This window comes from Pseudomonas chlororaphis, from assembly GCF_001921865.1.
GTDB lineage: Bacteria > Pseudomonadota > Gammaproteobacteria > Pseudomonadales > Pseudomonadaceae > Aquipseudomonas > Aquipseudomonas chlororaphis_D.
The window spans coordinates 745,038-767,496 of sequence record NZ_MSCT01000020.1 but is presented as its reverse complement, the minus strand read 5'-3'; the positions used below and the strand labels follow the sequence as shown (position 1 = coordinate 767,496).

The 22,459-nt window shown below is 65.6% G+C and carries 20 protein-coding genes; 8 read left to right on the top strand and 12 right to left on the bottom strand.

From position 1 onward, the window contains the following. Window positions 1-2,068 (bottom strand): excinuclease ABC subunit UvrA (uvrA, locus tag BTN82_RS26525; RefSeq protein WP_075122005.1); only part of this gene is annotated, 2,068 nt, incomplete at its 3' end. A gap of 180 nt (window positions 2,069-2,248) precedes the next feature. Between uvrA and BTN82_RS26520 the strand changes: the two genes are divergently transcribed. After that, window positions 2,249-3,643: an MFS transporter gene (locus BTN82_RS26520; RefSeq protein WP_075122004.1), complete on the top strand. Its 1,395-nt coding sequence runs from the start codon at window positions 2,249-2,251 to the stop codon at window positions 3,641-3,643. A 9-nt stretch (window positions 3,644-3,652) separates the two neighbouring features. After that, a complete protein-coding gene (locus tag BTN82_RS26515) occupies window positions 3,653-4,165 on the top strand; it encodes a single-stranded DNA-binding protein (protein WP_075122003.1) in 513 nt (170 codons plus the stop codon). 127 nt (window positions 4,166-4,292) lie between these two features. On the opposite strand, the gene BTN82_RS26510 is transcribed toward BTN82_RS26515, so the two are convergent. After that, entirely contained in the window at window positions 4,293-4,844 is a 552-nt protein-coding gene (locus BTN82_RS26510; RefSeq protein ID WP_075122002.1) for a cysteine hydrolase family protein, read from the bottom strand. A 103-nt stretch (window positions 4,845-4,947) separates the two neighbouring features. On the opposite strand from BTN82_RS26510, the gene BTN82_RS26505 reads away from it, so the two are divergent. Next, window positions 4,948-5,955 carry a GlxA family transcriptional regulator gene (locus BTN82_RS26505; protein ID WP_075122001.1) on the top strand — a complete coding sequence of 336 codons (1,008 nt, stop codon included), beginning with the start codon at window positions 4,948-4,950 and terminating at the stop codon, window positions 5,953-5,955. A 159-nt stretch (window positions 5,956-6,114) separates the two neighbouring features. Here BTN82_RS26505 and BTN82_RS26500 read toward each other — a convergent pair whose 3' ends face one another. Further along, on the bottom strand, window positions 6,115-7,326 hold the full coding sequence (locus tag BTN82_RS26500; protein ID WP_075122000.1) for an MFS transporter: 1,212 nt from the start codon (window positions 7,324-7,326) through the stop codon (window positions 6,115-6,117). A 167-nt stretch (window positions 7,327-7,493) separates the two neighbouring features. Beyond that, a complete protein-coding gene (locus tag BTN82_RS26495) occupies window positions 7,494-11,810 on the bottom strand; it encodes a DEAD/DEAH box helicase (RefSeq protein WP_075121999.1) in 4,317 nt (1,438 codons plus the stop codon). A 189-nt stretch (window positions 11,811-11,999) separates the two neighbouring features. Here BTN82_RS26495 and BTN82_RS26490 point away from each other — a divergent pair, with 189 nt between their 5' ends. Both BTN82_RS26490 and BTN82_RS26485 read left to right on the top strand, forming a co-directional pair. Beyond that, entirely contained in the window at window positions 12,000-12,884 is an 885-nt protein-coding gene (locus BTN82_RS26490; RefSeq protein WP_075121998.1) for a sugar nucleotide-binding protein, read from the top strand. Then, a complete protein-coding gene (locus tag BTN82_RS26485; RefSeq protein WP_075121997.1) occupies window positions 12,877-13,806 on the top strand; it encodes an NAD-dependent epimerase/dehydratase family protein in 930 nt (309 codons plus the stop codon). Before BTN82_RS26490 ends, BTN82_RS26485 begins: the two co-directional genes overlap by 8 nt. A 57-nt stretch (window positions 13,807-13,863) precedes the next feature. Here the strand turns inward: BTN82_RS26485 and BTN82_RS26480 are convergent, their stop codons facing one another. From BTN82_RS26480 to BTN82_RS26460, 5 genes are all read right to left on the bottom strand, one after another. After that, complete coding sequence (locus BTN82_RS26480; RefSeq protein WP_075121996.1) at window positions 13,864-14,562, bottom strand: OmpW/AlkL family protein; 699 nt, start codon at window positions 14,560-14,562, stop codon at window positions 13,864-13,866. Window positions 14,563-14,762: 200 nt separating this feature from the next. Next, entirely contained in the window at window positions 14,763-15,281 is a 519-nt protein-coding gene (locus BTN82_RS26475; RefSeq protein ID WP_075122030.1) for a DUF3299 domain-containing protein, read from the bottom strand. A 26-nt stretch (window positions 15,282-15,307) separates the two neighbouring features. Then, window positions 15,308-16,573, bottom strand: coding sequence for an ABC transporter permease (locus BTN82_RS26470; protein WP_075121995.1), 1,266 nt, complete (start codon window positions 16,571-16,573; stop codon window positions 15,308-15,310). A 1-nt stretch (window position 16,574) separates the two neighbouring features. Then, the gene (locus BTN82_RS26465) at window positions 16,575-17,285 is read right to left on the bottom strand and encodes an ABC transporter ATP-binding protein (protein ID WP_075121994.1); all 711 of its coding nucleotides are present in this window, start codon (window positions 17,283-17,285) and stop codon (window positions 16,575-16,577) included. Between the two features lie 130 nt (window positions 17,286-17,415). After that, window positions 17,416-18,027: a DUF2796 domain-containing protein gene (locus BTN82_RS26460; RefSeq protein ID WP_075121993.1), complete on the bottom strand. Its 612-nt coding sequence runs from the start codon at window positions 18,025-18,027 to the stop codon at window positions 17,416-17,418. Window positions 18,028-18,161: 134 nt separating this feature from the next. On the opposite strand from BTN82_RS26460, the gene BTN82_RS26455 reads away from it, so the two are divergent. Beyond that, entirely contained in the window at window positions 18,162-18,515 is a 354-nt protein-coding gene (locus BTN82_RS26455) for a hypothetical protein (protein ID WP_075121992.1), read from the top strand. 54 nt (window positions 18,516-18,569) lie between these two features. Here the strand turns inward: BTN82_RS26455 and trxA are convergent, their stop codons facing one another. From trxA to BTN82_RS26440, 3 genes are all read right to left on the bottom strand, one after another. Beyond that, the gene (trxA, locus tag BTN82_RS26450; RefSeq protein ID WP_075121991.1) at window positions 18,570-19,442 is read right to left on the bottom strand and encodes a thioredoxin; all 873 of its coding nucleotides are present in this window, start codon (window positions 19,440-19,442) and stop codon (window positions 18,570-18,572) included. Between the two features lie 161 nt (window positions 19,443-19,603). Beyond that, window positions 19,604-20,269 carry a class I SAM-dependent methyltransferase gene (locus BTN82_RS26445; protein WP_075121990.1) on the bottom strand — a complete coding sequence of 222 codons (666 nt, stop codon included), beginning with the start codon at window positions 20,267-20,269 and terminating at the stop codon, window positions 19,604-19,606. After that, window positions 20,266-20,724, bottom strand: coding sequence for a hypothetical protein (locus BTN82_RS26440; RefSeq protein WP_075121989.1), 459 nt, complete (start codon window positions 20,722-20,724; stop codon window positions 20,266-20,268). Before BTN82_RS26440 ends, BTN82_RS26445 begins: the two co-directional genes overlap by 4 nt. 129 nt (window positions 20,725-20,853) lie before the next feature. Between BTN82_RS26440 and nrdR the strand changes: the two genes are divergently transcribed. After that, window positions 20,854-21,318 (top strand): transcriptional regulator NrdR, encoded by a 465-nt coding sequence (nrdR, locus tag BTN82_RS26435; RefSeq protein ID WP_007924133.1) that lies wholly within the window; start codon window positions 20,854-20,856, stop codon window positions 21,316-21,318. After that, on the top strand, window positions 21,315-22,448 hold the full coding sequence (gene ribD, locus BTN82_RS26430) for a bifunctional diaminohydroxyphosphoribosylaminopyrimidine deaminase/5-amino-6-(5-phosphoribosylamino)uracil reductase RibD (protein WP_075121988.1): 1,134 nt from the start codon (window positions 21,315-21,317) through the stop codon (window positions 22,446-22,448). The genes nrdR and ribD overlap by 4 nt, the downstream gene beginning before the upstream one ends. Window positions 22,449-22,459: the final 11 nt, after the last annotated feature.

The following is a 22,459-nucleotide window of genomic DNA, read 5'->3' as shown; positions in this document are numbered from 1 at the left end:
TCTGATCGATGTCTACCACCTTGTCCAGGTGTTGCAGGCCATTGATGCTGTCGTGCGCGGCGGCTTCCAGGGTGGTCGCGCCGTTCAGGGCGGTGGCGCTGAGCGGGAACAGGGTGTTGTTGATCAGTGTCGATTTGCCTGAGCCGGAGACTCCGGTCACGCAGGTCAGCAGGCCGATCGGAATCTCCAGGTCGACGTTGCGTAGGTTGTTGCCCCGGGCACCCTTGAGGGACAGCGAGAGCTTCTTGTTGCGTGGCGTGCGCTTGGCCGGCACGGCGATCTTCACGCGTCCGGAGAGGTACTTGCCGGTCAGCGAGTCAGGATGGGACATCACTTCGTCTGGAGTCCCTTCGGCGACGATCTGCCCGCCATGCACGCCGGCGCCCGGGCCGATGTCCACAACATAGTCGGCCAGGCGAATGGCGTCCTCGTCGTGTTCGACCACGATCACTGTGTTGCCGATATCCCGCAGGTGTTTCAGGGTGCCCAGCAGGCGATCGTTGTCGCGCTGGTGCAGGCCGATGGACGGTTCGTCGAGGATGTACATCACGCCGACGAGGCCGGCGCCTATCTGGCTGGCCAGGCGAATACGCTGGGCTTCACCGCCGGACAGGGTGTCGGCGCTGCGGTCCAGGGTCAGGTAGTCGAGGCCGACATTGACCAGGAATTGCAGGCGTTCGCGGATTTCCTTGAGGATCTTGTCGGCGATCTCGCCACGGCGTCCAGTCAGCGACAGGGTGCCGAAGTAGTCGGTGGCGTCGCCGATCGGCAGGCTGGTGACAGCCGGCAGGGTTTTCTCGCCGACCCACACATGGCGCGCTTCGCGACGCAGACGGGTGCCGCGGCAATCCGGGCATGGCTGGGTGCTGAGAAACTTGGCCAGCTCCTCGCGCACGGTGGCCGACTCGGTCTCGCGGTAGCGCCGCTCCAGGTTCGGCACTATGCCTTCGAACGGGTGCGAACGTTTGACGATATCACCCCGATCGTTGAGGTATTTGAAGTCGACGTTCTGTGTGCCGCTGCCGTTGAGGATGACTTTCTGCTGGTCGGCGGGCAGCTGGTTGAACGGCACTTCCAGGCTGAAGCCGTAGTGCGCGGCCAGTGAGCCGAGCATTTGGAAGTAATAGACGTTGCGCCGGTCCCAGCCACGAATCGCCCCTTCGGCGAGGGTCAGTTCGCCATTGACCAGGCGCTTGATGTCGAAGAACTGCTTGACCCCCAGGCCGTCGCAGGTCGGGCAGGCACCGGCCGGATTGTTGAAGGAGAACAGCTTGGGTTCCAGCTCGCTGATCGCATGGCCGCAGATCGGGCAGGCGAAGCGCGCGGAGAAGATCATCTCTTCGCCGGGTTCGTCGTCCATCGGTGCCACCAGGGCAATGCCGTCGGCCAGCTTCAGCGCGGTCTCGAACGACTCGGCCAGACGCTGCTGCAGGTCGGCGCGCACTTTGAAGCGGTCGACTACCACATCGATCGAGTGCTTCTTCTGTTTATCCAGCTTCGGCAGTTCATCCAGCTCGTAGAGCTTGCCGTTGATCCGGGCGCGGACGAAGCCCTGGGCACGCAGTTCCTCGAAGACCGACAGGTGCTCGCCCTTGCGTTCGCGAATCACCGGCGCCAGCAGCATCAGCTTGCTGCCTTCGGGCTGGGCCAGTACCAGGTCAACCATCTGGCTGACGGTCTGGGCTTCCAGGGGAATGTCGTGGTCCGGGCAACGAGGCGTACCGACGCGCGCATAGAGCAGGCGCAGGTAGTCGTAGATCTCGGTGATGGTGCCCACGGTGGAACGCGGGTTGTGGGAGGTGGATTTCTGTTCGATGGAAATCGCCGGCGACAAGCCTTCGATGGTGTCGACGTCGGGTTTTTCCATCATCGACAGGAACTGCCGGGCATAAGCCGACAGCGATTCGACGTACCGCCTCTGGCCTTCGGCGTATAGCGTGTCGAACGCCAGGGAGGATTTGCCGGAGCCCGACAGGCCGGTGATGACGATCAGTTTGTCCCGTGGCAGGGTCAGGTCGATGTTCTTCAGGTTGTGGGTCCGGGCCCCACGAATCAGGATCTTGTCCAAAGTGGCCTCGCTCGGCGGGCGTCGAAAACGTAGGAGTATAAAGGCAAATACTGGATGGATGCACACTATCAAATCGCGACCGGACAGGCGCAGATGAAACCTGCGCGGCAAAGCGTCGCCATATACCCCGTCAATCGATCCGACTGGTAGAATCGCCGCCGGTTCACACGAGGTTTTTCCATGCACGATCCCCACAGCGAACGCATGAGTGGCGCCGAGACCCGCGCGGCAAGCGGTCTGGCCCTGGTGTTCGCCTTCCGTATGTTTGGCATGTTCATGGTGTTGCCGGTCCTGGCAACCTATGGAATGGATCTGGCGGGAGCGTCCCCGGCCCTGATCGGATTGGCGATCGGCGCCTACGGTCTGACCCAGGCGATTTTCCAGATCCCGTTCGGGATCATTTCCGACCGCATCGGCCGGCGTCCGGTGATTTATCTGGGGTTGATCGTCTTTGCCCTGGGCAGCGTGCTGGCGGCCAATTCCGATTCGATCTGGGGCGTGATCGCCGGGCGTATCCTGCAGGGGGCCGGGGCGATTTCCGCGGCGGTCATGGCGCTGCTGTCGGACCTGACCCGCGAACAGCACCGGACCAAGGCCATGGCCATGATCGGCATGACCATCGGCTTGTCCTTCGCCGTGGCCATGGTGGTCGGCCCGCTGCTGACCCGCAGTTTTGGCTTGTCCGGGTTGTTCCTCGCCACTGGCGCCATGGCGCTGCTGGGCATTTTCATCGTCGCCTTCATGGTGCCGCGCTCCACCGGGCCCTTGCAGCACCGCGAGTCCGGGGTCGCGCGCCAGGCGCTGTTGCCGACGCTCAAGCATCCGGACCTGCTGCGCCTGGATCTTGGTATCTTCGTGTTGCACGCGATGCTGATGTCGAGCTTCGTCGCCTTGCCCCTGGCCCTGGTGGAAAAAGCCGGCCTGCCCAAGGAACAGCATTGGTGGGTCTACCTCACAGCGCTGCTGATCTCTTTCTTCGCGATGATCCCGTTCATCATCTACGGCGAGAAGAAACGTAAAATGAAACGAGTTCTGCTGGGCGCGGTCAGTACGCTGCTGCTCACGGAGCTATTCTTCTGGAAGTTCGGCGACAGCCTGCAGGCGCTGGTGATCGGTACGGTGGTGTTCTTCACCGCGTTCAACCTGCTGGAAGCTTCGCTGCCGTCGCTGATCAGCAAGGTTTCACCGGCCGGCGGCAAGGGCACGGCGATGGGGGTCTACTCCACCAGCCAGTTCCTCGGCTCGGCACTGGGTGGCATTCTCGGCGGCTGGTTGTTCCAGCATGGCGGTCTGTCGGTTGTGTTCCTGGGATGCGCAGGTCTGGCTGCACTCTGGCTGGTCTTTGCTGTTACCATGCGCGAACCTCCTTATGTGACGAGCTTGCGCTTGCCGTTATCGCCCGAGGCGATCCGCGAAGCGGGTCTGGTCGAGCGCCTGAAGGCCGTCGTTGGGGTAACAGATGCAGTGATGGTGGCCGAGGAGGCCGCCATTTACATCAAATTGGACACCGAATTATTGGATCGCGCGACCCTCGAGCAGCTGGTCAACCCAGCCCGGTCGGCGTGCGAAGCCTAGGAGAACGTTATGGCCCGTGGGGTTAACAAAGTCATATTGGTCGGCACTTGCGGCCAGGATCCTGAGGTTCGCTATCTGCCTAACGGTAACGCCGTGACCAACCTGAGTCTGGCCACCAGCGAACAATGGACCGACAAGCAGACCGGCCAGAAGGTCGAGCGCACCGAATGGCACCGTGTGTCGATGTTCGGCAAGGTCGCGGAAATCGCCGGCGAGTACCTGCGTAAAGGTTCGCAGGTCTACATCGAAGGCAAGCTGCAGACCCGCGAGTGGGAAAAAGACGGCATCAAGCGTTACACCACCGAGATCATCGTCGACATGCAGGGCACCATGCAGCTGCTGGGTGGCCGACCACAGGGCGACCAGGGCCAGGGCATGGGCAACTCCGCACCGCGTCCTCAGCAGTCGCGTCCGCAGCCTTCCCAGGCTCCGCAGCGCGAATCGCGTCCAGCGCCTCAGCAGTCCTCGCCGCAGCCGGCGCAGAACTTCGACGACAGCTTCGATGACGATATCCCGTTCTAAGCCATAACCGTCTCTGTAACGGCTAGAAAGGCCCGTAGCGTATAAACGCTACGGGCCTTTTGCTTTCTGGCCTCCAGGCCGATTCCGGCGCCGGGTTTGTTCCGGCTGAGGTTTTCCGATCCTGAGATCAGTTGGCGGCCAGGAATTCGTCGGTGGACACCACGCTGGAGTAGGCAAACCCCAGGGACGACATGAACGCGGCATGCACCTGGGCCGCCGGCACCACCACGCCATTGAATTCCAGGTCGCGGGTGGCGCAGGCATCGTGGATCACCGTGACCCCGTAGCCCAGGTCGGCGGCGGCGCGGCTGACGCCGTCGATACACATGTGACTCATGCTGCCGGCCACCACCAACTGCTCGATACCGTGCCGGTCGAGAATGGCCTTGAGCTCGGTTTCGCGGAACGAGTTGACGAAGTGCTTGAGCACCACCGGTTCGTCGGCGCGGTTGACGACCTTGGCGTGCAGTTGGGCGCCGCTGGAGCCCGGGGTAAAGAACGGCGCGCTGTCGGAAGTGAATTCGTGGCGGATGTGCACCACCTGCCGGCCGCTGTCGCGGAAGGCCTGGAGCAGCCGCGCGGCATTGTCGGCGGCGGCTTCGGCGCCGACCAGGGGCCACTTGCCGTCGGGGAAGTAGTCGTTCTGGATATCGACTACGATGAGCGCTTGCTTGGCCATGGGTGTTTCCTCTGCGGTAGGGGTTGGCTGTGGAGCCCAGTATCGGCTCCGGCAGGCCGGTCGAGGATTGGCCGCACCGACAATAGCAGGGGGAAAACTGACAATGGGTATGCAAAGCGCAGTCGCCGAGTTGGGCGTGCTGATCTACCCCGGCGCGCAAATGGCCGCGGTGCATGGCCTGACCGACCTGTTCGGGGTCGCCAACCGCATTGCCGCCGAACATCGCAGCGCGCAGTTGCCGCTGTTGCGCATCAGCCATTGGCAGGCGCGGGCCGACGAGGCGCCGGTGCGGGTCTACGACAGCCAGCCCGGCCCGGAAGGCGCGCTGCTGGCGGTACTGATTCCACCCTCGGTGGCGGGGTTTTCCTCGGCACAGGCGCCGTCGGCGTTGATCCAGTGGCTGCGTCGGCAGCATGCCAGCGGCGCGACCCTGGGCGGTGTATGCGTCGGGTCGATCCTGCTGGCCGAAAGCGGCTTGCTCGACGGGCGCAGCGCCACCACGCACTGGACCTCGGCCAAGCAGTTCGCCGAGCGTTACCCGAAGGTCCGGCTGAATGCCGACAAGCCGATCGTCGACGATGGCGACCTGATCACCACTGCCGGCCTGATGGCCTGGTCCGAGCTCGGACTGCGCCTGGTCAACCGCCTGCTGGGCCCGAGCATCGCCAGCGGCACCGCGCGTTTCCTGGTGGTCGAGCACAGTGACAGCGCCAGCCAGTGCGGCAGTAACTTCGCGCCGATCCTCGGCCATGGCGACGCAGCGATCCTCAAGGTCCAGCACTGGCTGCAGGCCAACGGCGCGGTGGACGTCTCCCTGGCGGTCATGGCGCAACAAGCCGGGCTGGAGGAGCGTACCTTCCTGCGGCGTTTTCGGGCGGCCACGGGGCTCAAGCCCACCGAGTACTGCCAGCACCTGCGGGTGGGCAAGGCTCGGGAAATGCTCGAGTTCACCAACGGCACCATCGACCATATCGCCTGGACGGTCGGCTACCAGGACCCGAGTGCGTTTCGCGCCACCTTCAAGAAAATCACCGGGCTTGCGCCCAGCGAATACCGCGCGCGTTTTGGCGTGAGTCCGCCGATGGCGCTGGCGAGGCCCCAGCAGGACTGACCCGCAGGCCGTGCAAAATCCCGCGAGCCCTTGTAGGAGCGAAGCTTGCTCGCGATAGCCGCGTAGCGGCCGCACCCCAGGCCTCTAGACAGGCAGGTCCGCGCGCATAAAAAACGCAGCCGTTCAGGCTGCGTTTCCATTCGGTCGCCGGCTTCGATCTCAGTGCCCGACCACCACCCGGCTCGAGCCCTCGGCCGGTTCGGCGTACACCGGGCCGAGGCGGTCCAGGCGACCGCTCCAGGCTGTCAGGGCCAGGGCGCCGAGGACCACCAGGCCGCCGATCCAGGCGGTGTGGATCAGCCCCAGGTGGGCGACGATCAGGCCGCCGCCCCAGGCGCCGCCGGCGATGCCGAGGTTGAAGGCGGCGATGTTCAGACCCGAGGCCACGTCCACCGCCTGCGGCGCGTGGTGTTCGGCCTGGCGGACCACATAGACCTGCAGGCCCGGCACGTTGCCGAAGGCCACGGCACCCCACAGCAGCACGGTGGCCAGGGCCAGCCACGGGTTGCCGGCGGTGAAGGTCAGGAGGAACAGCACGCCGGCCAGCAGGGTGAAGATGATCTTCAGGGCGCTGATCGGGCCGCGCCGGTCCGCCAGCTTGCCGCCCCAGATGTTGCCGACGGCGACCGAGATGCCGTAGACCAGCAGCACCAGGCTCACGGTGCTGGCGCTGAAGCCGGAGAGGTCCTGCAGGATCGGCGCGAGGAAGGTGAAGGCGATGAACGATCCGCCGTAGCCCACCGCGGTCATGGCGTACACCAGCAGCAGGCGCGGTTGTTTCAGTACGTGCAGTTGTTGCAGCAAGGACGCCGGTTTGCTGTGGGCGATGTTTTTCGGCACGTAGAGCAGGCTGCCGATAAAGGCGATCACCCCCAGGGCCGAGACGGCGAGGAAGGTTTCGCGCCAGCCGAAATGCTGGCCGATGAAAGTCCCCAGCGGCACGCCAGTGACCAGGGCCACGGTCAGGCCGGTGAACATGATGGCGATCGCGCTGGCGGCTTTTTCCTTGGGCACCAGGCTGGTGGCGATGGTCGAGCCGATGGAGAAGAACACGCCGTGGGCGAGGCCGGTGACGATGCGCGCCAGGACCAGGGATTCGTAGCCGGGCGCTTTCCAGGCCAGCAGGTTGCCGAGGGTGAACAGCACCATCAGCGACAGCAGCAACAGTTTGCGTGGGACTTTGCCGGTCAGCGCGGTGAGCACCGGCGCGCCGACGGCGACCCCCAGAGCGTACAGGCTGACCAGCAGCCCGGCGGACGGCAGGTCGACGCCGAGGTCGGCGCCGATGGTGGGTAACAGGCCAACGATGACGAACTCGGTCGTCCCGATGGCGAAGGCGCTCAAGGTCAGCGCGAGCAAGGCAATGGGCATGGCTGCAACTCCGGTGGATTCGTAATGCAGCGCAGTGTCCGGATTTGACTCATGCGGAAAAATAGCGGTCTGGGTATTTGATATTTGATCTGCAAGCAAATATCCAATGACGACACGCTCCTGTGGGCGCGAGCTTGTTCGCGATGGGGGCGACGCGTTTGCAGGGGTCAGTGGCGAATCAGCCGGGTCCGCAGTTCGAGCATGGCCTGCGGTTCGAGCTCCAGCCAGAACTGCTGCTTGCCGGCGATCTCGGCGGCGGCGGGCAGGCCGTCGCGATACACCAGCCGGTTGCCGGTCAGGGCCGGGACTTTCTGCCCCGGTAGCAGGGTGCCGGCAAGGTTCAGCGGGTCGACGCCGCACACCGCGACCAGGCTGCCGTCCAGCGGCCGGCGGCGGACCTCGCGCAGCAGGGCGACGGCCTCGGGCAGGGCGAACTGTTCGCCGGCCAGGCCGCTGACAAAACGCCCGCCGCGGATCTCGCCACGGGCCTCCAGCCGATGGAACGTGCGCAACAGTTCGCGCCAGCTTGGCAGCCAGTCGGCCTCGCGTTCCAGCAGCCGCCAGAACACCACGCCGTAGCGCCGCAGCAGGGTCATGGCGATATGTTCCAGAGTGGCCGGTGGTGTGGCCTGGGCAGTGCGCTCGAGGTTTTCCGGCACTGGCGATGCGCGTCGCAGCAGCGCCCAGCGTCCGGCGTCGTCCATGCCGCCGACCAACGCCCCGCGCCCGCGCCGGCTGCTGCGGGCCTGACGCTTGCTGGCCGGGGTGATCAGGGCGCGCAGGCCGGCGAAGCTGTCGGCATTCACCCATCCCGCGGCGACCAGTTCCTGCAAGGCGATTTCCAGCTCGGTGCGCAAGACATGGGCTTCATGCAGCAGTTCGTCGAAGAACAAGGCGCCGTGGCGGCTCAAGGCCTCATGGACTTTCTGCGCCTTGGGCGACAGCTCGCTGCTGTTTGGCTGCGCGCCCAGCCCACTCCACAGCGCGACCTGGCTGCGCGGCAGCAATACGATCGGTGTGTTGCGCAAGGTCGCGCCGGCGGTTTTGTGCGGCGCGCCGAGTCGGCTCCAGACCACCTTGCCGTTACGGCACAGCTCGTCCAGCCAGGTGGCAGAGTAATCCTGGATGCGCGCCGGCAGCAGGTCGCTGTCCCAGGCGCCGGCGGCCGCGGCGTATCCCTCGAACTGGGCGAGGGTCTGCGCCAGCATGGCGCTGCCCCGGCCCTGGGTGGCGCTGGACAGGTGTTGCCAGTCGAACAGGAAACGCATCAGGTCTTGCAGCGACACCGGTTCGATTTCCCGGCGCAGGCGCTTGACGGTGTAGCGATGAATCCGCGCCAGCAGATGCCGTTCGCACCATTGCTCCCGGGGCTCGCCCGGGCTGAAGCGGCCGCGCAGCACATAACCCTCGCGTTCCAGGCGAGTCAGGGCCTGGCTCGCCTCGTTGTGCTCCAGACGCAAGGGCGTGGCGAGCTCTTCCAGCGGCAAGGGGCCAAAACCGCCAAGGCGGGCGCGAATCACCTCCACCACCGCTTCGTCGCGTTCCCAGGGTTCGTCGAAACCTAGTGGCGCCGCGATCGGCGGTTGCAGCACCGCCTGTGGATAAATCGCCCGCAGGCAGTTCAGCCGCTCGACCGCCAGCCACAGCGCTTGTTCGCTGTCGATCTGCAAACGGCTGGCGCGCCCGCTGTCCGCCAGGGCGTGCAGCCAGTCCGTCCACTGAGGGTTGGCCTGGGCCTCGTGCTCGGCGATGCAGGCCAGGCTCATCAACGCTTCATGCATTTCGTCGGGGTTGCCGGGGGCGGGCCAGGCTTCCTCGCGCACCGACTGGATGGCCTCGACATCCAGGGCGCCGAGGTCGTCGCTGGACTCGGGGTCGCTCCAGCGGCGGTTGAGCACCGCCTGGGTACGGCGCTCTTCCAGCGGCGCGTCGTCGAGGAAGGTGTAGGGCTTGGCGCTGAGAATTTCCGCGGCCAGGGGCGAGGGGGCCGGCAGGTCGCGGCTGATCAGGCGCAACTCACCCCGTTCCATGCGCCGCAACAGCGTCAGCCAGCCCTCGCTGTCCATGGCTTCGTGCAGGCAGTCGTCGAGGGTCTGTTGCACCAGCGGGTGATCGGGGATCTGCCGTTCGCCGGCGAGGTTCTCCAGGCAAGCGATCTGGTCGGGGAATACGCTGGCGATCAGGTCCTCGCTTTTCATCCGCTGGATCTGCGGCGCCACCTTGCGTCCGCCGACGAAGCGCGGCAACGCCAGGGCCACCCCGGCGTTCCAGCGCCAGCGCACGCCGAACAGCGGCGCGTCCAGCAGCGCCTGGACCAGGATGTGTTCGGCGCTGTTGCTGTGCAGGTAACGCCAGACCTCGTCCAGCTCGAAACTGTGGCTGGTGGACAGCGACAGCACGATGGCGTCTTCGCTGGCGGCGGCCTGCAATTCGAAGTTGAAGGTTCGGCAGAAGCGCTTGCGCAGTGCCAGGCCCCAAGCGCGGTTGATCCGGCTGCCGAATGGCGTGTGGATGATCAGTTGGGTGCCGCCGGACTCGTCGAAAAAACGCTCCATGATCAGCGTGTCCTGGGACGGCAGCGCGCCCAGGGCCTGGCGGGCGCGGGCCAGGTAGTCGACCAGTTGTTCGGCGCTGGCGCTGTCCAGGCCCAGGCGTTCGCCCAGCCAGTCGAGGGCCGGCTGCAAGTGCCCGGGCGTGGCGCCGAGCAGTTCATCGAGCCGGGCCAGCAGGCGCGCCACGGCAAACGACAGTTCGGCGCTGCGCCCGGGGGCTTCGCCAAGCCAGAACGGAATGGTCGGCGGCTGGCCGTGGGCGTCCTCGACCCGGACCCGGCCGGTTTCCACCCGCAGGATGCGGTACGAGGTATTGCCCAGTTGGAACACGTCGCCGGCGATGCTTTCCACGGCGAAGTCTTCGTTGACGCTGCCGATGTTCAGCGCCTGGGGTTCCAGCAGCACGCTGTAGTCGGCGTTGTCGGGAATGGTCCCGCCGCTGGTCACCGCGGTCAGTTGGCTGCCGCGTCGGCCGCGCAGGCTGCGGTTGACGGCATCGCGATGCAGATAGGCGCTGCGAATGCCCTGGCGGCCGTTGTAGCCTTCGGCGAGCATGCGCAGCAACGCTTGGAAATGCCCTTCGTCGAGTTCGCTGTAGGGCGCGGCGCGGCGGATCATCTGCAACAGCGGTTGCTCCTGCCACTCCTGGTTGCTGACTTCGGCGACGATCTGCTGCGCCAGCACGTCCAGCGGCGCCTTGGGGATTTGCAGGGTGTCGAGTTCGCCGCGGCGGACGCAGTCGAGCAGGGCGGCACATTCGAGCAGGTCGTCGCGGGTCAGGGCGAACAGGCGGCCCTTGGGCGTGCCGCCGACCTGGTGCCCGGAACGTCCAACCCTTTGCAGGAAGGCGGCGATCGAGCGCGGCGAGCCGATCTGGCACACCAGGTCGACGTCGCCGATATCGATGCCCAGTTCCAGGGAAGCGGTGGCGATCAGCACTTGCAGCTCGCCGCGCTTGAGGCGCTGTTCGGCGTCCAGGCGAAACTCCTTGGCCAGGCTGCCGTGGTGGGCGGCCACCGCGCCCTTGCCCAGGCGCTCGCTGAGGTGGCGGCTGAGACGTTCGGCCAGGCGCCGGGTGTTGACGAACACCAGGGTGGTGCGGTGTTCGCGGGCCAGTTGCGCGAGGCGTTCGTAGACCAGCTCCCAGACATCGTTGGCCATGACTGCCGACAAGGGCACGGGCGGCACTTCGATGGTCAGGTCCCGGGGCCGGGCGTGGCCGATGTCGACGATCTCGCAGGGGCGTTGGTGCCCGACCAGAAAGCGCGACACCGCGTCGATGGGCTTTTGCGTGGCCGACAGGCCGATGCGGGTCAGTGGCTCGCCGCACAGCGCCTGCAAACGTTCCAGGCTCAGCGCCAGGTGGCTGCCACGCTTGCTGGCAGCGATGGCGTGGATCTCGTCGACGATCACCGTGCGGGTGCTGGCGAGCATCCGTCGGCCGGAGTCCGAGCCCAGCAGCACATACAGCGACTCAGGCGTTGTCACCAGGATGTGCGGCGCGTTCTTGCGCATGGCGTTGCGGTCTTTTTGCGGGGTGTCGCCGGTGCGCAGCGCGGTGTTGATCCGCAACTGCGGCAGGCCCAGGCGTTCGAGCTGTTCGGTAATTCCGGCCAACGGTTCCTGCAGGTTGATCTGGATGTCGTTGCTCAAGGCCTTGAGCGGCGAGACGTACACCACCAGGGTCTGCTCCGGCAGCGTGCCGCCGTTTTCCAGGCCGCGATGCACCAGTTCGTCGATCACCGCGAGAAAGGCGGTGAGAGTCTTACCCGAGCCGGTGGGCGCGGCGATCAGGGTCGAGCGGCGCTGACGGATCAGCGGCCAGGCCCGGGCCTGGGCGGCGGTCGCGGCGGGGAAACGGCTGTTGAACCAGGCGCTGACGGCGGGGTGAAAACCCGACAGGGCATTGGCGGGGAGCTGGGGAAGGTTCATGTCCAACGTTATGCGACCGCCGGGGCCAAGTTGCAACCCCGGCTTGTCGGCGCCGGCCCCTCGCACTTTCTCAGTGACGGTTGCGCCGGAAACCCGCAAAATGCAACGATTCTGAGCACTATTCATGGCCAGGCCGCGGGTCTGGTCCATTCAAACCATCGTTCCGAACAGATTGGGCCTGCTGACTCTATGCGAATGCGCCTTATGTTACTGGGCGGCGGAAATGCCCTTGGGCAGGCGCTGATTCGCCTCGGTGCGGAGGAAGACATCGGTTTCCTCGCACCTCGTCCGCCGCAAGACGGTTGGGATGCCGCGAGCCTGACGCAACTGCTCGACGACACCCGTCCGGATGCCTTGATCAACCTTGCGTACTACTTCGACTGGTTCCAGGCGGAGAGTGTTTCCGAGGCGCGCCTGAGCGCCCAGGAACGGGCGGTCGAGCGGCTTTCCGAGCTGTGCCAGCATCACAACATCATCCTGCTGCAGCCTTCCAGCTATCGCGTGTTCGACGGTTCGCGGGCCACGGCCTACAGCGAGAAGGACGAGCCGGTGCCGCTGGGACTGCGCGGCCAGGCCTTGTGGCGGATCGAGCAGAGCGTGCGCGCCACCTGCCCGCAACATGTGCTGCTGCGTTTCGGCTGGCTGCTGGACGACAGCGCCGACGGCACCCTGGGGCGTTTCCTGGCTCGCGCCGAACACCCCGAAGAACTGTTACTGGCCGACGACCGGCGGGGCAACCCGACGCCGGTGGACGACGCTGCCCGGGTGATCATTTCGGTGCTCAAGCAACTCGATTGCGCGGCGCCGTTGTGGGGCACCTACCATTACGCCGGCCACGAGGCGACCACCCCGTTGGCGCTGGGCCAGGCGATCCTCACCGAGGCCCGCAGCCTGCATCCGCTGGCCATCGAAACGCCGACCGCCCAGGCTCACGCCGCTCGGCCGGACGCCGCCGAAGAGCCGCAGCACGCGGTGCTCGCCTGTAAGAAAATTCTGCACACCTTCGGGATCAAGCCCCGCGCCTGGCGCGCGGCGCTCCCGACTCTACTGGATAGGTTTTATCGTCATGGCTGATGGCCCTGTTTTGATCACCGGCGGCGCCGGTTTCATCGGTTCGCACCTGACCGACGCGTTGCTCGCCAAGGGCTACTCGGTGCGGATCCTCGACGATCTGTCCACCGGCAAACCGAGCAACCTGCCGCTGGGCGACTCGCGGGTCGAACTGATCGAAGGCGACGTCGCCGACGCGGCCCTGGTGGCGCGGGCGATGAGCGGTTGCAGCGCGGTGGCGCACCTGGCAGCGGTCGCTTCGGTACAGGCTTCGGTGGACGACCCGGTGCGGACTCACCAGAGCAATTTCATCGGCACCCTCAACGTCTGCGAAGCCATGCGCCAGGCCGGCGTCAAGCGGGTGCTGTTCGCTTCCAGCGCGGCGGTCTACGGCAATAACGGCGAGGGCCAGTCGATCGACGAAGACACGCCCAAGGCGCCGCTGACGCCCTATGCGTCGGACAAACTGGCCAGCGAGTACTACTTCGATTTCTATCGCCGCCAGCACGGCCTGGAACCGGCGATCTTCCGCTTCTTCAATATCTTCGGGCCGCGCCAGGACCCGTCCTCGCCGTACTCCGGGGTCATCAGCATCTTTTGCGAGCGCGCGCAGAAAGGCCTGCCGATCAGCGTATTCGGCGATGGCGAGCAAACCCGCGACTTCATGTATGTCGAAGACCTGGTGGACGTGCTGGTGCAGTCCCTGGAAATGCCGCAGCTGGAAGTCGGCGCGGTGAATATCGGCCTGAACCAGGCCACCACCCTCAAGCAGTTGCTCGAGGCCCTGGGCCAGGTGGTGGGGGCGTTGCCGGCGATCAGCTACGGCCCGGCGCGTTCGGGGGATATTCGCCATTCGCGGGCCAACAACCAGCGGCTGTTGCAGCGTTTCACGCTCCCCGAGCCGACGCCGATGAGCGTTGGGCTGGCGCGTTTGCTGGACCTCTGAGTGTTCCCCGGCCAATAAAAAAGGCGCCTTGAGAGGCGCCTTTTTTGTGCGGGCGATTTAGAACTTGTAGCCCAGGCCGACCATGTAGACCCATGGATCGACGTCCACGTCGACCTTGGCCCGAGTGCCGCTGGCGACCGCGTTGTTGTCCACGTAGGCGGTGGTGTCGATGTCGACGTAGCGCACCTGGGCGTTGATCATCACGTTGTCAGTCAGCATGTAGTCGGCACCGACCTGCCAGGCCAGGCCCCAGGAGTTCTTGGCCCGGAAGTTGTCGAAACCGGCGGCGCTGGCGCTGCTGCCGACGTGCTCGTCATAGATCCAGGTGTAGTTGATACCGGCACCGACGTAAGGCTGGAAAGCGGCCTTGTGGTCGAGCGGGTAGTACACCACGCTCAGGGTCGGCGGCAGGTGCTTGAGGGTGCCGAGCTTGCCGTTGGCGGCGGCCAGCGAGGTGTCCTTGAGCTTCACGTCGTGCTCGAACGGGGTGGCCGCGAGCAGTTCGATACCAATGTTGTTGGTCAGCATGTAGGCAAAGTTCAGGCCCAGCTGGGTGTCGCTGCTCATGGTCGCCTTGCCGCCGAGGTTGGCGCCGGCCAGCGGGCCGCGATCGACCTTGACGTCGCCGCTGTCGGCTTTCGGGTTGACGGTGATGGCACCGGCGCGAACGATGATGTCGCCGGCTTCGTGGGCGTGGGCGAGCGGGGCGGCGAGCGCGAGCGCGAACAGGGGGGCGCTGAGCAAGGACTTGTGCATGGGAGCTCCAAAGGACGATTCAAGTTGGCTAGGTCCAATGGTAAGGATCGTCAAGGAGCGGGCCTTGACTCAGCTCAATGAAAACCGGATCAGCGCGGGGCTCATCGCGAGCAAGCTCGCTCCTACAGGGGTTGGCGCTGTTTTGTAGGAGCGAGCTTGCTCGCGATTACTTCGGTACAGACCCCGCGGGACTCACGGTTTCACTCCTGCAACTCATACACGTAAATCTTTTCCGCCTGCATCTGGTAACCCGCGTCGGCGATTTCGCTGGTGGACGCCTTGACCTGCATCGGTCCCTCGATCCAGTACGGTTGATACAGCTCGTCGAGCTTCACTCCGACTTCGCTTTTCACGTGCACGATCTGGTTCGACGGCGGTGGCGGCACATGAATGCAGGCACCGAAATACGGCACCAGCAGAAACTCGGTGGTGCGGCCTGCCTCGCTGACTTCCAGCGGCACGATGTAGCCGGGCAGGCGCACCGACAGACCGTCGAGGCTTTGCACCACCGGCGCGTTGGGCATGTCCTGCTTGGCCGCCGGGGCGGACTCGGCGGCCAGTGCGTCGCTCATCTGCGACAGGTCATGCAGCGGTTTCATGTTCGGCACTTCCGCCGGGGCGTCCGGCGGGATCATTTCCGACCACGCCAGGTCCCGGGGTTCGGCGGCCCACAGCGGCAGGGCGACCAGCATCAGCAGCGCAAGCAAGGCACGGGGCATGCCGGAGCTCTTCATGACAGAGTTCCTCATAAGCGGATGGACAGGCCATCGGCCAGCGATTGTCGGTAGGCGCGCCAGGCCGGCACGCAGCCCATCAGCAGGGCGGCGATCAGGATAGCGCCGAGCAGCGTCCACTCATACTCGCTTGGCCAGGAGAGCGGCAGGTACAGGCCGTAGGTCGATTGCACATAACCCTGGGCCAGGGCGATGCCCAGGTACAGCAGGCCCAGCCCGGCGAGCACGCCGAACAGCGCCAGGGCGAAGGCTTCCAGCACCAGCAGCGTGGCGATATGCCAGGGGCGCGCGCCGACCGAACGCAGGATGGCCATTTCCCGGCGGCGTTCGTTGAGGCTGGTGAGGATCGCCGTGAGCATGCCGATCAGGCCGGTCAGCACCACGAACAGCGACACCACGAACAAGGCTTTTTCCGCGGTGCCCATCAGGCTCCACAACTCTTGCAGCGCGACCCCGGGGAGGATGGCGAGCATCGGCTCGCCCCGGTATTCGTTGATCTCGCGTTGTACGGCGAAGGTAGCGATCTTGCTGTTCAAGCCCAGCATGAAGGCGGTGATCGCCTGCGGCGTGAGGTCCATGTTGCGCGCCTGGTCGGCGCTGATGCGGCCGTTGCCCTGGGCCGGCACGCCGTTGTGCCAGTCGATATGGATCGCCTCCATGCCGCCGAGGCTGATGTGCAGCGTGCGGTCCACCGGGGTGCCGGTGCGCTTGAGAATGCCGACCACGGTGAAGGGTTTGTCGTCGTGCTTGACCAGGCTGATGGCCGCCACGCCGTGGGCCAGTACCAGCTTGTCGCCGAGCTGGTAATGCAGGGCCTCGGCGACTTCGGCGCCCAGCACCACCTCGAACGGGTCGCTGGCGAACTCGCGGCCGCTGGCCAATTGCAGGTTCTGCTGATGGCCGTACTGGTAATGCTCGAAGTAGGCCGCGGTGGTGCCCATCACCCGGTAACCGCGGTGGGAGTCGCCGAGAGAAATCGGGATCGCCCATTTCACCTTCGGGCTGCCCGCGAAGTGCTCGAAGCTGTCCCAGCGGATGTTGTTGGTGGCGTTGCCGATGCGAAACACCGAGTACAGCAGCAGGTTCACCGAACCGGAACGGGCGCCGACGATCAGGTCGGTGCCGCTGATGGTGCTGGCGAAACTGGCGCGGGCCTCGGTACGCACCCGCTCCACCGCCAGCAGCAGGCAGACCGACAGGGCGATGGCGAAGGCCGTGAGGATCGCGGTGAAGCGGCGGTTAGCCAGGCTGGCCATGGCTAGACGGAACAGATACATCTCAGACCTCTGCGGGCGTGGCGGCACGATTGAGTTCGGCCAGCGACAGGTTGCGATCGAACAGCGGGGCCAGGCTCTGGTCGTGGCTGACGAACAGCAGGCTGGCCCCGGCTTCGCGGCATTCGGCGAACAACAGGCGGATAAAGGCTTCGCGGGCGTCGTGGTCGAGCGCCGAGGTCGGCTCGTCGGCGATCACCAGTTCCGGCTGGCCGATCAGCGCGCGGGCGGCGGCCACCCGTTGCTGCTGGCCGATGGACAGCGAGTCGGCCCGGCGCCCGAGCAGGTCCGGGTCTTTCAAGCCCAGGTGGGCCAGCAGGGTGGCGGCCGCCTGGTCGACGCTGCCGTGGCGCTGGGCGGCGCGGCTGGCGCGCAACCGGGAGAAGTGGCAAGGCAGTTCCACATTCTCGCGCACCGAGAGAAACGGCAGCAGGTTGAACTGCTGGAAGATGTAGCCGGTGTGGTCGACGCGGAAACGGTCGCGGGCGCCGGCCGAGAGCTCGGTCAGCTCCTGGCCCAGCAGGCGGATGCTGCCGCGGTCGGGCTTCTGCACGCCGCCGAGCAGGCCGAGCAAGGTGGTCTTGCCGCTGCCGCTGGGGCCTTTGAGGAACAGCGTTTCACCCGCTTCCAGGCGAAACGCCGGGATATCCAGCAACTGCGGATGGCCGGGCCAGCTGAAGCCCAGGTCGGACAGTTGGATCAGTGCTTGGGTCATGGGAGGCGGTTCGTCGGTTGATTCATATGTGTAGGAGCGAGCTTGCTCGCGATAACGGTTTTCCGGCTTGCATCACTTGTTGGCTGTGGCATCGCCATCGCGAGCAAGCTCGCTCCTACAGAGACGGTGGTCAGAACTTCAGGCTGGCGGCCTTGGCCGTCGCTTCCACGCCTTGCTGACCGCTTGGCGAGATGAGTTGTACCTGAATTTTCTGGGTAGCGGGGAAGGTCTTGAATACGCCGGCCAGGTCCAGGGTTTTCAGCGCGCCTGGGGTGGCGCAGGTGAATTGGTAGTGGGCGTGGATCTCGCTGTGTTCATGGTGATGTTCGTGGCCGTCGGCATCCTTGGCGGCTTTGTCGTGGTCTTCGTCTTCGTCGTGATCGTCGGCCGCCGGCAGGTCGCCGAACAGCGGACTTTCCAGTTCCTGCTGGGCCACCACGCAACCCGCGGCGGGTGGCAGGCTGAACAGCGCCAGCGGTTTTTCCAGCAAGGCTCGCACGGCGTCGACCTTGGCCTTGTCCGCGTCGGTGCTGGCAGCGTGCTCGAACCCCACCAGGTTCATCGCCGGGCTTTCCAGCTCCAGCTCCAGGGTCTGGCCGTCCAGCGCCGCGTTCAGGCGGGCTACGCCATGCTCGTGAGCGCCGAGGCTGCCGTGCTCATGGTCGTGGTCGTGTTTTTCGGCCGCCTGGGCGATGGCCAGGGGCAGCAGGGCGAACGGCAGGGCGAGAAGCAGGCGGCGCATGGCAAGTCTCCGGGGCGAACATGAAAAAAATGTTATGTAATCTTATAACGGAATTCGCGAGAGTTTGACCGCCTGCTTGGCGTTGCGCAAGACGCATGGGAGCATGCTCGTCAGAAAAAATCAGGAGCGCAGCAATGGTGCGGATTCGTGGAAGCATCGGCGAATGGCCGGTGGATTTGACCCTGGAACTGGACGACGGCGATTGGGACCGGTTGAGCGCCCGGCTGGGGGCGCCGTTGCCGGCTGCCCAGGCGCAAAGCAGCGCGGCGGCCAAGCCGGTGAGCCAGGACGACGCGTTGTGGCAGATCGCCAAGGATTTGCTGCGCAAGGCCGGCCAATTGAGCGGCCCGGACCTGTTGGAGCAGCTCGAAGGCCTGACCGGCAGCGCGGCGGCGGGCAAGCGCCTGTTGGTACGCCTGCGCCACAGCGCCGAAGTCAAAGTGGCGAGCGGCGGCGATACGCCGCTCTACAGCTGGATCGAACAATAGCCCTGAACCCGCCCCTGTAGGAGCGAGCTTGCTCGCGATAAACCCCGCGGTGAATCAGTACAGCGCGGCGAACAGCTTGCGGCGGTAGGTGGTCACCAGCGGGTGATCGTTGCCCAGCAACTCGAACACTTGCAGCAGGGTCTTGTGCGGCAGGCCTTCGCTGTAGCTGCGGTTGCGCACGAACAGCTTGAGCAACGCATCCAGCGCCGCGTCGTACTGCTGGCGCGCCAGTTGCTGGATCGCCAGCTGATACACCGCTTCGTCGTCTTGCGGGTTCTGCGCCAGGCGGCTTTTCAGCTCGGCGGCGTCCGGCAGGTCGGCGGCCTGCTTGAGGAAGGTGATCTGCGCCTTGGCCCCGGCCAGCGCGGCCTTGTGTTCGTCGCCCTTGACCGCGCCGAGAACGGTCTGCGCTTCGTCCAGCTCGCCGCGTTCGGCCAGGCAGCGGGCATAGAGGATCAGCGCCTTGGCGTTGGTGTTGTCTTCGCCCAGCAGCACTTTCAGGGTGGCTTCGGCATCGGCGATGCGGCCTTCGGCGAACAGTGCCTCGGCTTGCTCCAGCGGGTCGGCGGCCTTGGGCGGTGGCATCTGCACATGGGGTTCGAGCATGGCACGCACCGCGGACTCGGGCTGTGCCCCGGCAAAACCGTCCACTGGCTGGCCGTCCTTGAACAGCACCACGGTCGGCAGGCTGCGAATGCCGAAGCGGGCAACGATGTCCTGTTCGATATCGCAGTTGACCTTGGCCAGCAGCAACTCGCCCTGATAGCTCTCGGCGATCTGTTGCAGCATCGGCATCAGCGCCTTGCAGGGCGCGCACCATTCGGCCCAGAAATCCACCAGTACCGGCTTGTGGAACGAGTTCTCGATCACCGACTGGTCGAAATCGGCGGTGCTGGCGTCGAAAATGTACGGCGTGTCCTGACTCATGGGGGATCTCGAAGAAACGTGAATGGAGCCACTATAAAGGTTGGCGGGGTGCGGCTGAAAGCAGGGGAGTGACCGGTAGATCGCTTCGCGGGCAAGCCTCGCTCCTACAGACGCCGCTTACCTTGTAGGAGCGAGCTTGCTCGCGATTGACTGCAAAGCGATCACGAGCCGCTCAACCGCTGCGCGTGGTACAGGCTCACCTCGCGAAACTCCCACGGCTCGGCCAGGTCCGGCAAGGTCAGGGCATGCAGCATTTCCAGGCGTCGATACAGCGGATGCTGGAAATCCTTGACCCGCGAATCCGCCACCAGCGCTTCCCGGCCGCGGCTGAGAAACTGATCGAGCAGCGGCAGGTTGGCGCGGTCGTACAGCACGTCGGCCACCAGGATCAGGTCGAAACGGTCGGCCTCGGCAAAAAAGTCCGTGGAGTAATTCAGCTCGACGTCGTTGAGCGCGGCATTCGCCCGGCAGGCGGCAATGGCCAGCGGGTCGAGGTCACAGGCCACCACCTCCAGCGCACCGGCCTTCAGCGCAGCGATGCCGGCCACCCCGGAACCGGCGCCGAAATCCAGCACCCGCTTGCCTTGCACCCACTGCGGGCGCTCGGCCAGATAACGCGCCAGGGCCAGGCCGCTGGCCCAGCAGAAACTCCAGTACGGCGGCTCGTGGAGAATGCGCCGGGTTTCCTCGGGGGTGAAGGCGCGGTCCATGTTGTCGGCGTCGATCAGCCAGAGCTTCAGCGCTGTGTCCGGCAGCTCGCAGGCCACTAGGCGAGCGTCGCCGAGCAGTTCGCCCAGGGCCTGCTGCAGGTCGAGCGGTGGGGTCATGGGGCTTTGACGAATTGCAACTGGCCCAGGGCCTGGGTCGCCGGCTGGGCGATACGCTGCGCCGGCAGGTGCAGGATCAACTGCCCGGACTGGCTGGCGCGGCCGCGCAACTCGACGCGGGCGCCCGCCGGGAACACATCGGGATTGAAGCGCAGGCGGAACGGCAGGACCTTGTTATTGCCGATCAGGTTGCTGCTGGCCAGCAAGCGCTGCGGCCGGCCGCGTTCGTCGATCACCAGCAGCGCCAGCTCCACTTCGGCGCCCGCCGGTACGCCCTGCAAGGAACCGCTCAGCTCGCGCTGGTAGGCGGGCAGGGGGCCGAGGTCGGCGGCTTCCTGGGCTTTTTTCACGCTCTGTTGGGGCGGGACAGTGGATTGGGCAGGTTTCGGGGCGTCGCTGCTGCAAGCGACCAGCAGGCTGAAAAGGCTGAGCAAAACGAGCGGTCGTAGCGGCATGCGAAGCTCCAACAAGACGAAATTCCATGTGCAAAACATAATAGTCGGTCTGTATACCGTAAAGGCTATGGCTTGTCTTGCCAGTGGGATGCGCTACCATGGCCCTCCCTTTTTTTGTTGCCTGCCACCATGCACTGTCCCTTCTGCGGTGCCAACGACACCAAAGTCATCGACTCGCGTCTGGTCGCCGAAGGCGAACAGGTGCGCCGCCGGCGTGAATGCCTGGCCTGCGGTGAACGTTTCACCACCTTCGAAACCGCCGAACTGGTGTTGCCGCGCCTGATCAAGACTGACGGCAGCCGTCAGCCCTTCGACGAAGAAAAACTCCGCGCTGGCATGCAGCGCGCCCTGGAAAAACGTCCGGTCAGCGTCGAGCGCCTGGAAGCCGCGCTGGTGCATATCAAGCACAAGCTGCGCGCCACCGGCGAGCGCGAGGTCAAGTCGCTGGTCGTCGGCGAACTGGTGATGGCCGAGCTGCAAAAGCTCGATGAAGTGGCCTATATCCGTTTCGCCTCGGTCTACCGGCGCTTCCAGGACCTCAACGAATTCCGCGAAGAGATCGACCGTCTCGCCCGCGAGCCGGGCAAAGAATGAACATCTCCCCGGAGCAGGCGGCGCTCGACGCCCACTACATGGCGCGAGCGTTGGAGCTGGCGCGCAAAGGCCGCTTCAGCACGCACCCTAACCCCCGGGTCGGCTGCGTGATCGTGCGCGACGGCCAGGTGGTCGGCGAAGGCTGGCATGTGCGGGCCGGCGAGCCCCATGCCGAAGTCCATGCCTTGCGCGCCGCCGCTGAACATGCCCGGGGCGCCACCGCCTATGTGACCCTCGAACCTTGCAGCCACCATGGCCGCACGCCGCCGTGCGCCGACGCCTTGGTGAATGCCGGGGTGGCGCGGGTGGTGGCCGCGATGCAGGACCCTAACCCGGCAGTCGCCGGCCGTGGCCTGCAGCGCCTGGCCGAAGCGGGCATCGCCACCCACAGCGGGGTGATGGAGCAGGAAGCGCGGATGCTCAACCAGGGTTTCCTCAAGCGCATGGAACATGGTTTGCCGTTCGTGCGGGTCAAGCTGGCGATGAGCCTGGACGGGCGCACCGCCATGGCCAGCGGCGAAAGCCAGTGGATCACCGGCCCCGCCGCGCGTTCCGCGGTCCAGCGCCTGCGGGCCCAGGCCAGCGTGGTGCTGACCGGCGCCGATACGGTACTGGCCGACGACGCCCGGCTGACGGTGCGGGCCGAGGAGCTGGGGCTGGACGCGGAACAGACCGCCCTGGCCATCAGCCGTCCGCCCTTGCGCGTCTTGATCGACGGCCGCCTGCGGGTGCCGCTCGACGCACCGTTCTTCAAGGCCGGGCCGGCGCTGGTCGCCACCTGTGCCGCGGTGGAGGAACAGTACGCCAACGGTCCGGAATGCCTGATCGTGCCGGGCGCCGATGGCCAGGTCGACCTGCATCGGCTGCTCGGCGAACTGGCCGCCCGCGGCGTCAACGAGGTGCTGGTGGAAGCCGGTCCACGCCTGGCGGGAGCCTTTGCCCAGCAGGGCCTGGTGGACGAGTACCAGATCTTTGTCGCCGGCAAGTTCCTCGGTTCTTCGGCGCGGCCGTTGCTGGACTGGCCGCTGGCGCAGATGAAAGACGCGCCCGCACTCAAAATCAGTGAAATCCGCGCGGTTGGCGATGACTGGCGAGTCATTGCCATTCCTCTGCCAGCGGCGAGCGTATAATTCCCGGCCTT

Coding starts and splice junctions, on each gene's coding strand:
- BTN82_RS26490 (WP_075121998.1), top strand. CDS start 12,000: ATGCGAATGCGCCTTATGTTACTGGGCGGCGGAAATGCCCTTGGGCAG.
- trxA (WP_075121991.1), bottom strand. CDS start 19,442: ATGAGTCAGGACACGCCGTACATTTTCGACGCCAGCACCGCCGATTTC.
- BTN82_RS26460 (WP_075121993.1), bottom strand. CDS start 18,027: ATGCGCCGCCTGCTTCTCGCCCTGCCGTTCGCCCTGCTGCCCCTGGCC.
- ribD (WP_075121988.1), top strand. CDS start 21,315: ATGAACATCTCCCCGGAGCAGGCGGCGCTCGACGCCCACTACATGGCG.
- BTN82_RS26495 (WP_075121999.1), bottom strand. CDS start 11,810: ATGAACCTTCCCCAGCTCCCCGCCAATGCCCTGTCGGGTTTTCACCCC.
- BTN82_RS26485 (WP_075121997.1), top strand. CDS start 12,877: ATGGCTGATGGCCCTGTTTTGATCACCGGCGGCGCCGGTTTCATCGGT.
- BTN82_RS26465 (WP_075121994.1), bottom strand. CDS start 17,285: ATGACCCAAGCACTGATCCAACTGTCCGACCTGGGCTTCAGCTGGCCC.
- BTN82_RS26445 (WP_075121990.1), bottom strand. CDS start 20,269: ATGACCCCACCGCTCGACCTGCAGCAGGCCCTGGGCGAACTGCTCGGC.
- BTN82_RS26515 (WP_075122003.1), top strand. CDS start 3,653: ATGGCCCGTGGGGTTAACAAAGTCATATTGGTCGGCACTTGCGGCCAG.
- BTN82_RS26440 (WP_075121989.1), bottom strand. CDS start 20,724: ATGCCGCTACGACCGCTCGTTTTGCTCAGCCTTTTCAGCCTGCTGGTC.
- BTN82_RS26480 (WP_075121996.1), bottom strand. CDS start 14,562: ATGCACAAGTCCTTGCTCAGCGCCCCCCTGTTCGCGCTCGCGCTCGCC.
- BTN82_RS26505 (WP_075122001.1), top strand. CDS start 4,948: ATGGGTATGCAAAGCGCAGTCGCCGAGTTGGGCGTGCTGATCTACCCC.
- BTN82_RS26510 (WP_075122002.1), bottom strand. CDS start 4,844: ATGGCCAAGCAAGCGCTCATCGTAGTCGATATCCAGAACGACTACTTC.
- BTN82_RS26520 (WP_075122004.1), top strand. CDS start 2,249: ATGCACGATCCCCACAGCGAACGCATGAGTGGCGCCGAGACCCGCGCG.
- BTN82_RS26470 (WP_075121995.1), bottom strand. CDS start 16,573: ATGTATCTGTTCCGTCTAGCCATGGCCAGCCTGGCTAACCGCCGCTTC.
- nrdR (WP_007924133.1), top strand. CDS start 20,854: ATGCACTGTCCCTTCTGCGGTGCCAACGACACCAAAGTCATCGACTCG.
- BTN82_RS26500 (WP_075122000.1), bottom strand. CDS start 7,326: ATGCCCATTGCCTTGCTCGCGCTGACCTTGAGCGCCTTCGCCATCGGG.
- BTN82_RS26475 (WP_075122030.1), bottom strand. CDS start 15,281: ATGCCCCGTGCCTTGCTTGCGCTGCTGATGCTGGTCGCCCTGCCGCTG.
- BTN82_RS26455 (WP_075121992.1), top strand. CDS start 18,162: ATGGTGCGGATTCGTGGAAGCATCGGCGAATGGCCGGTGGATTTGACC.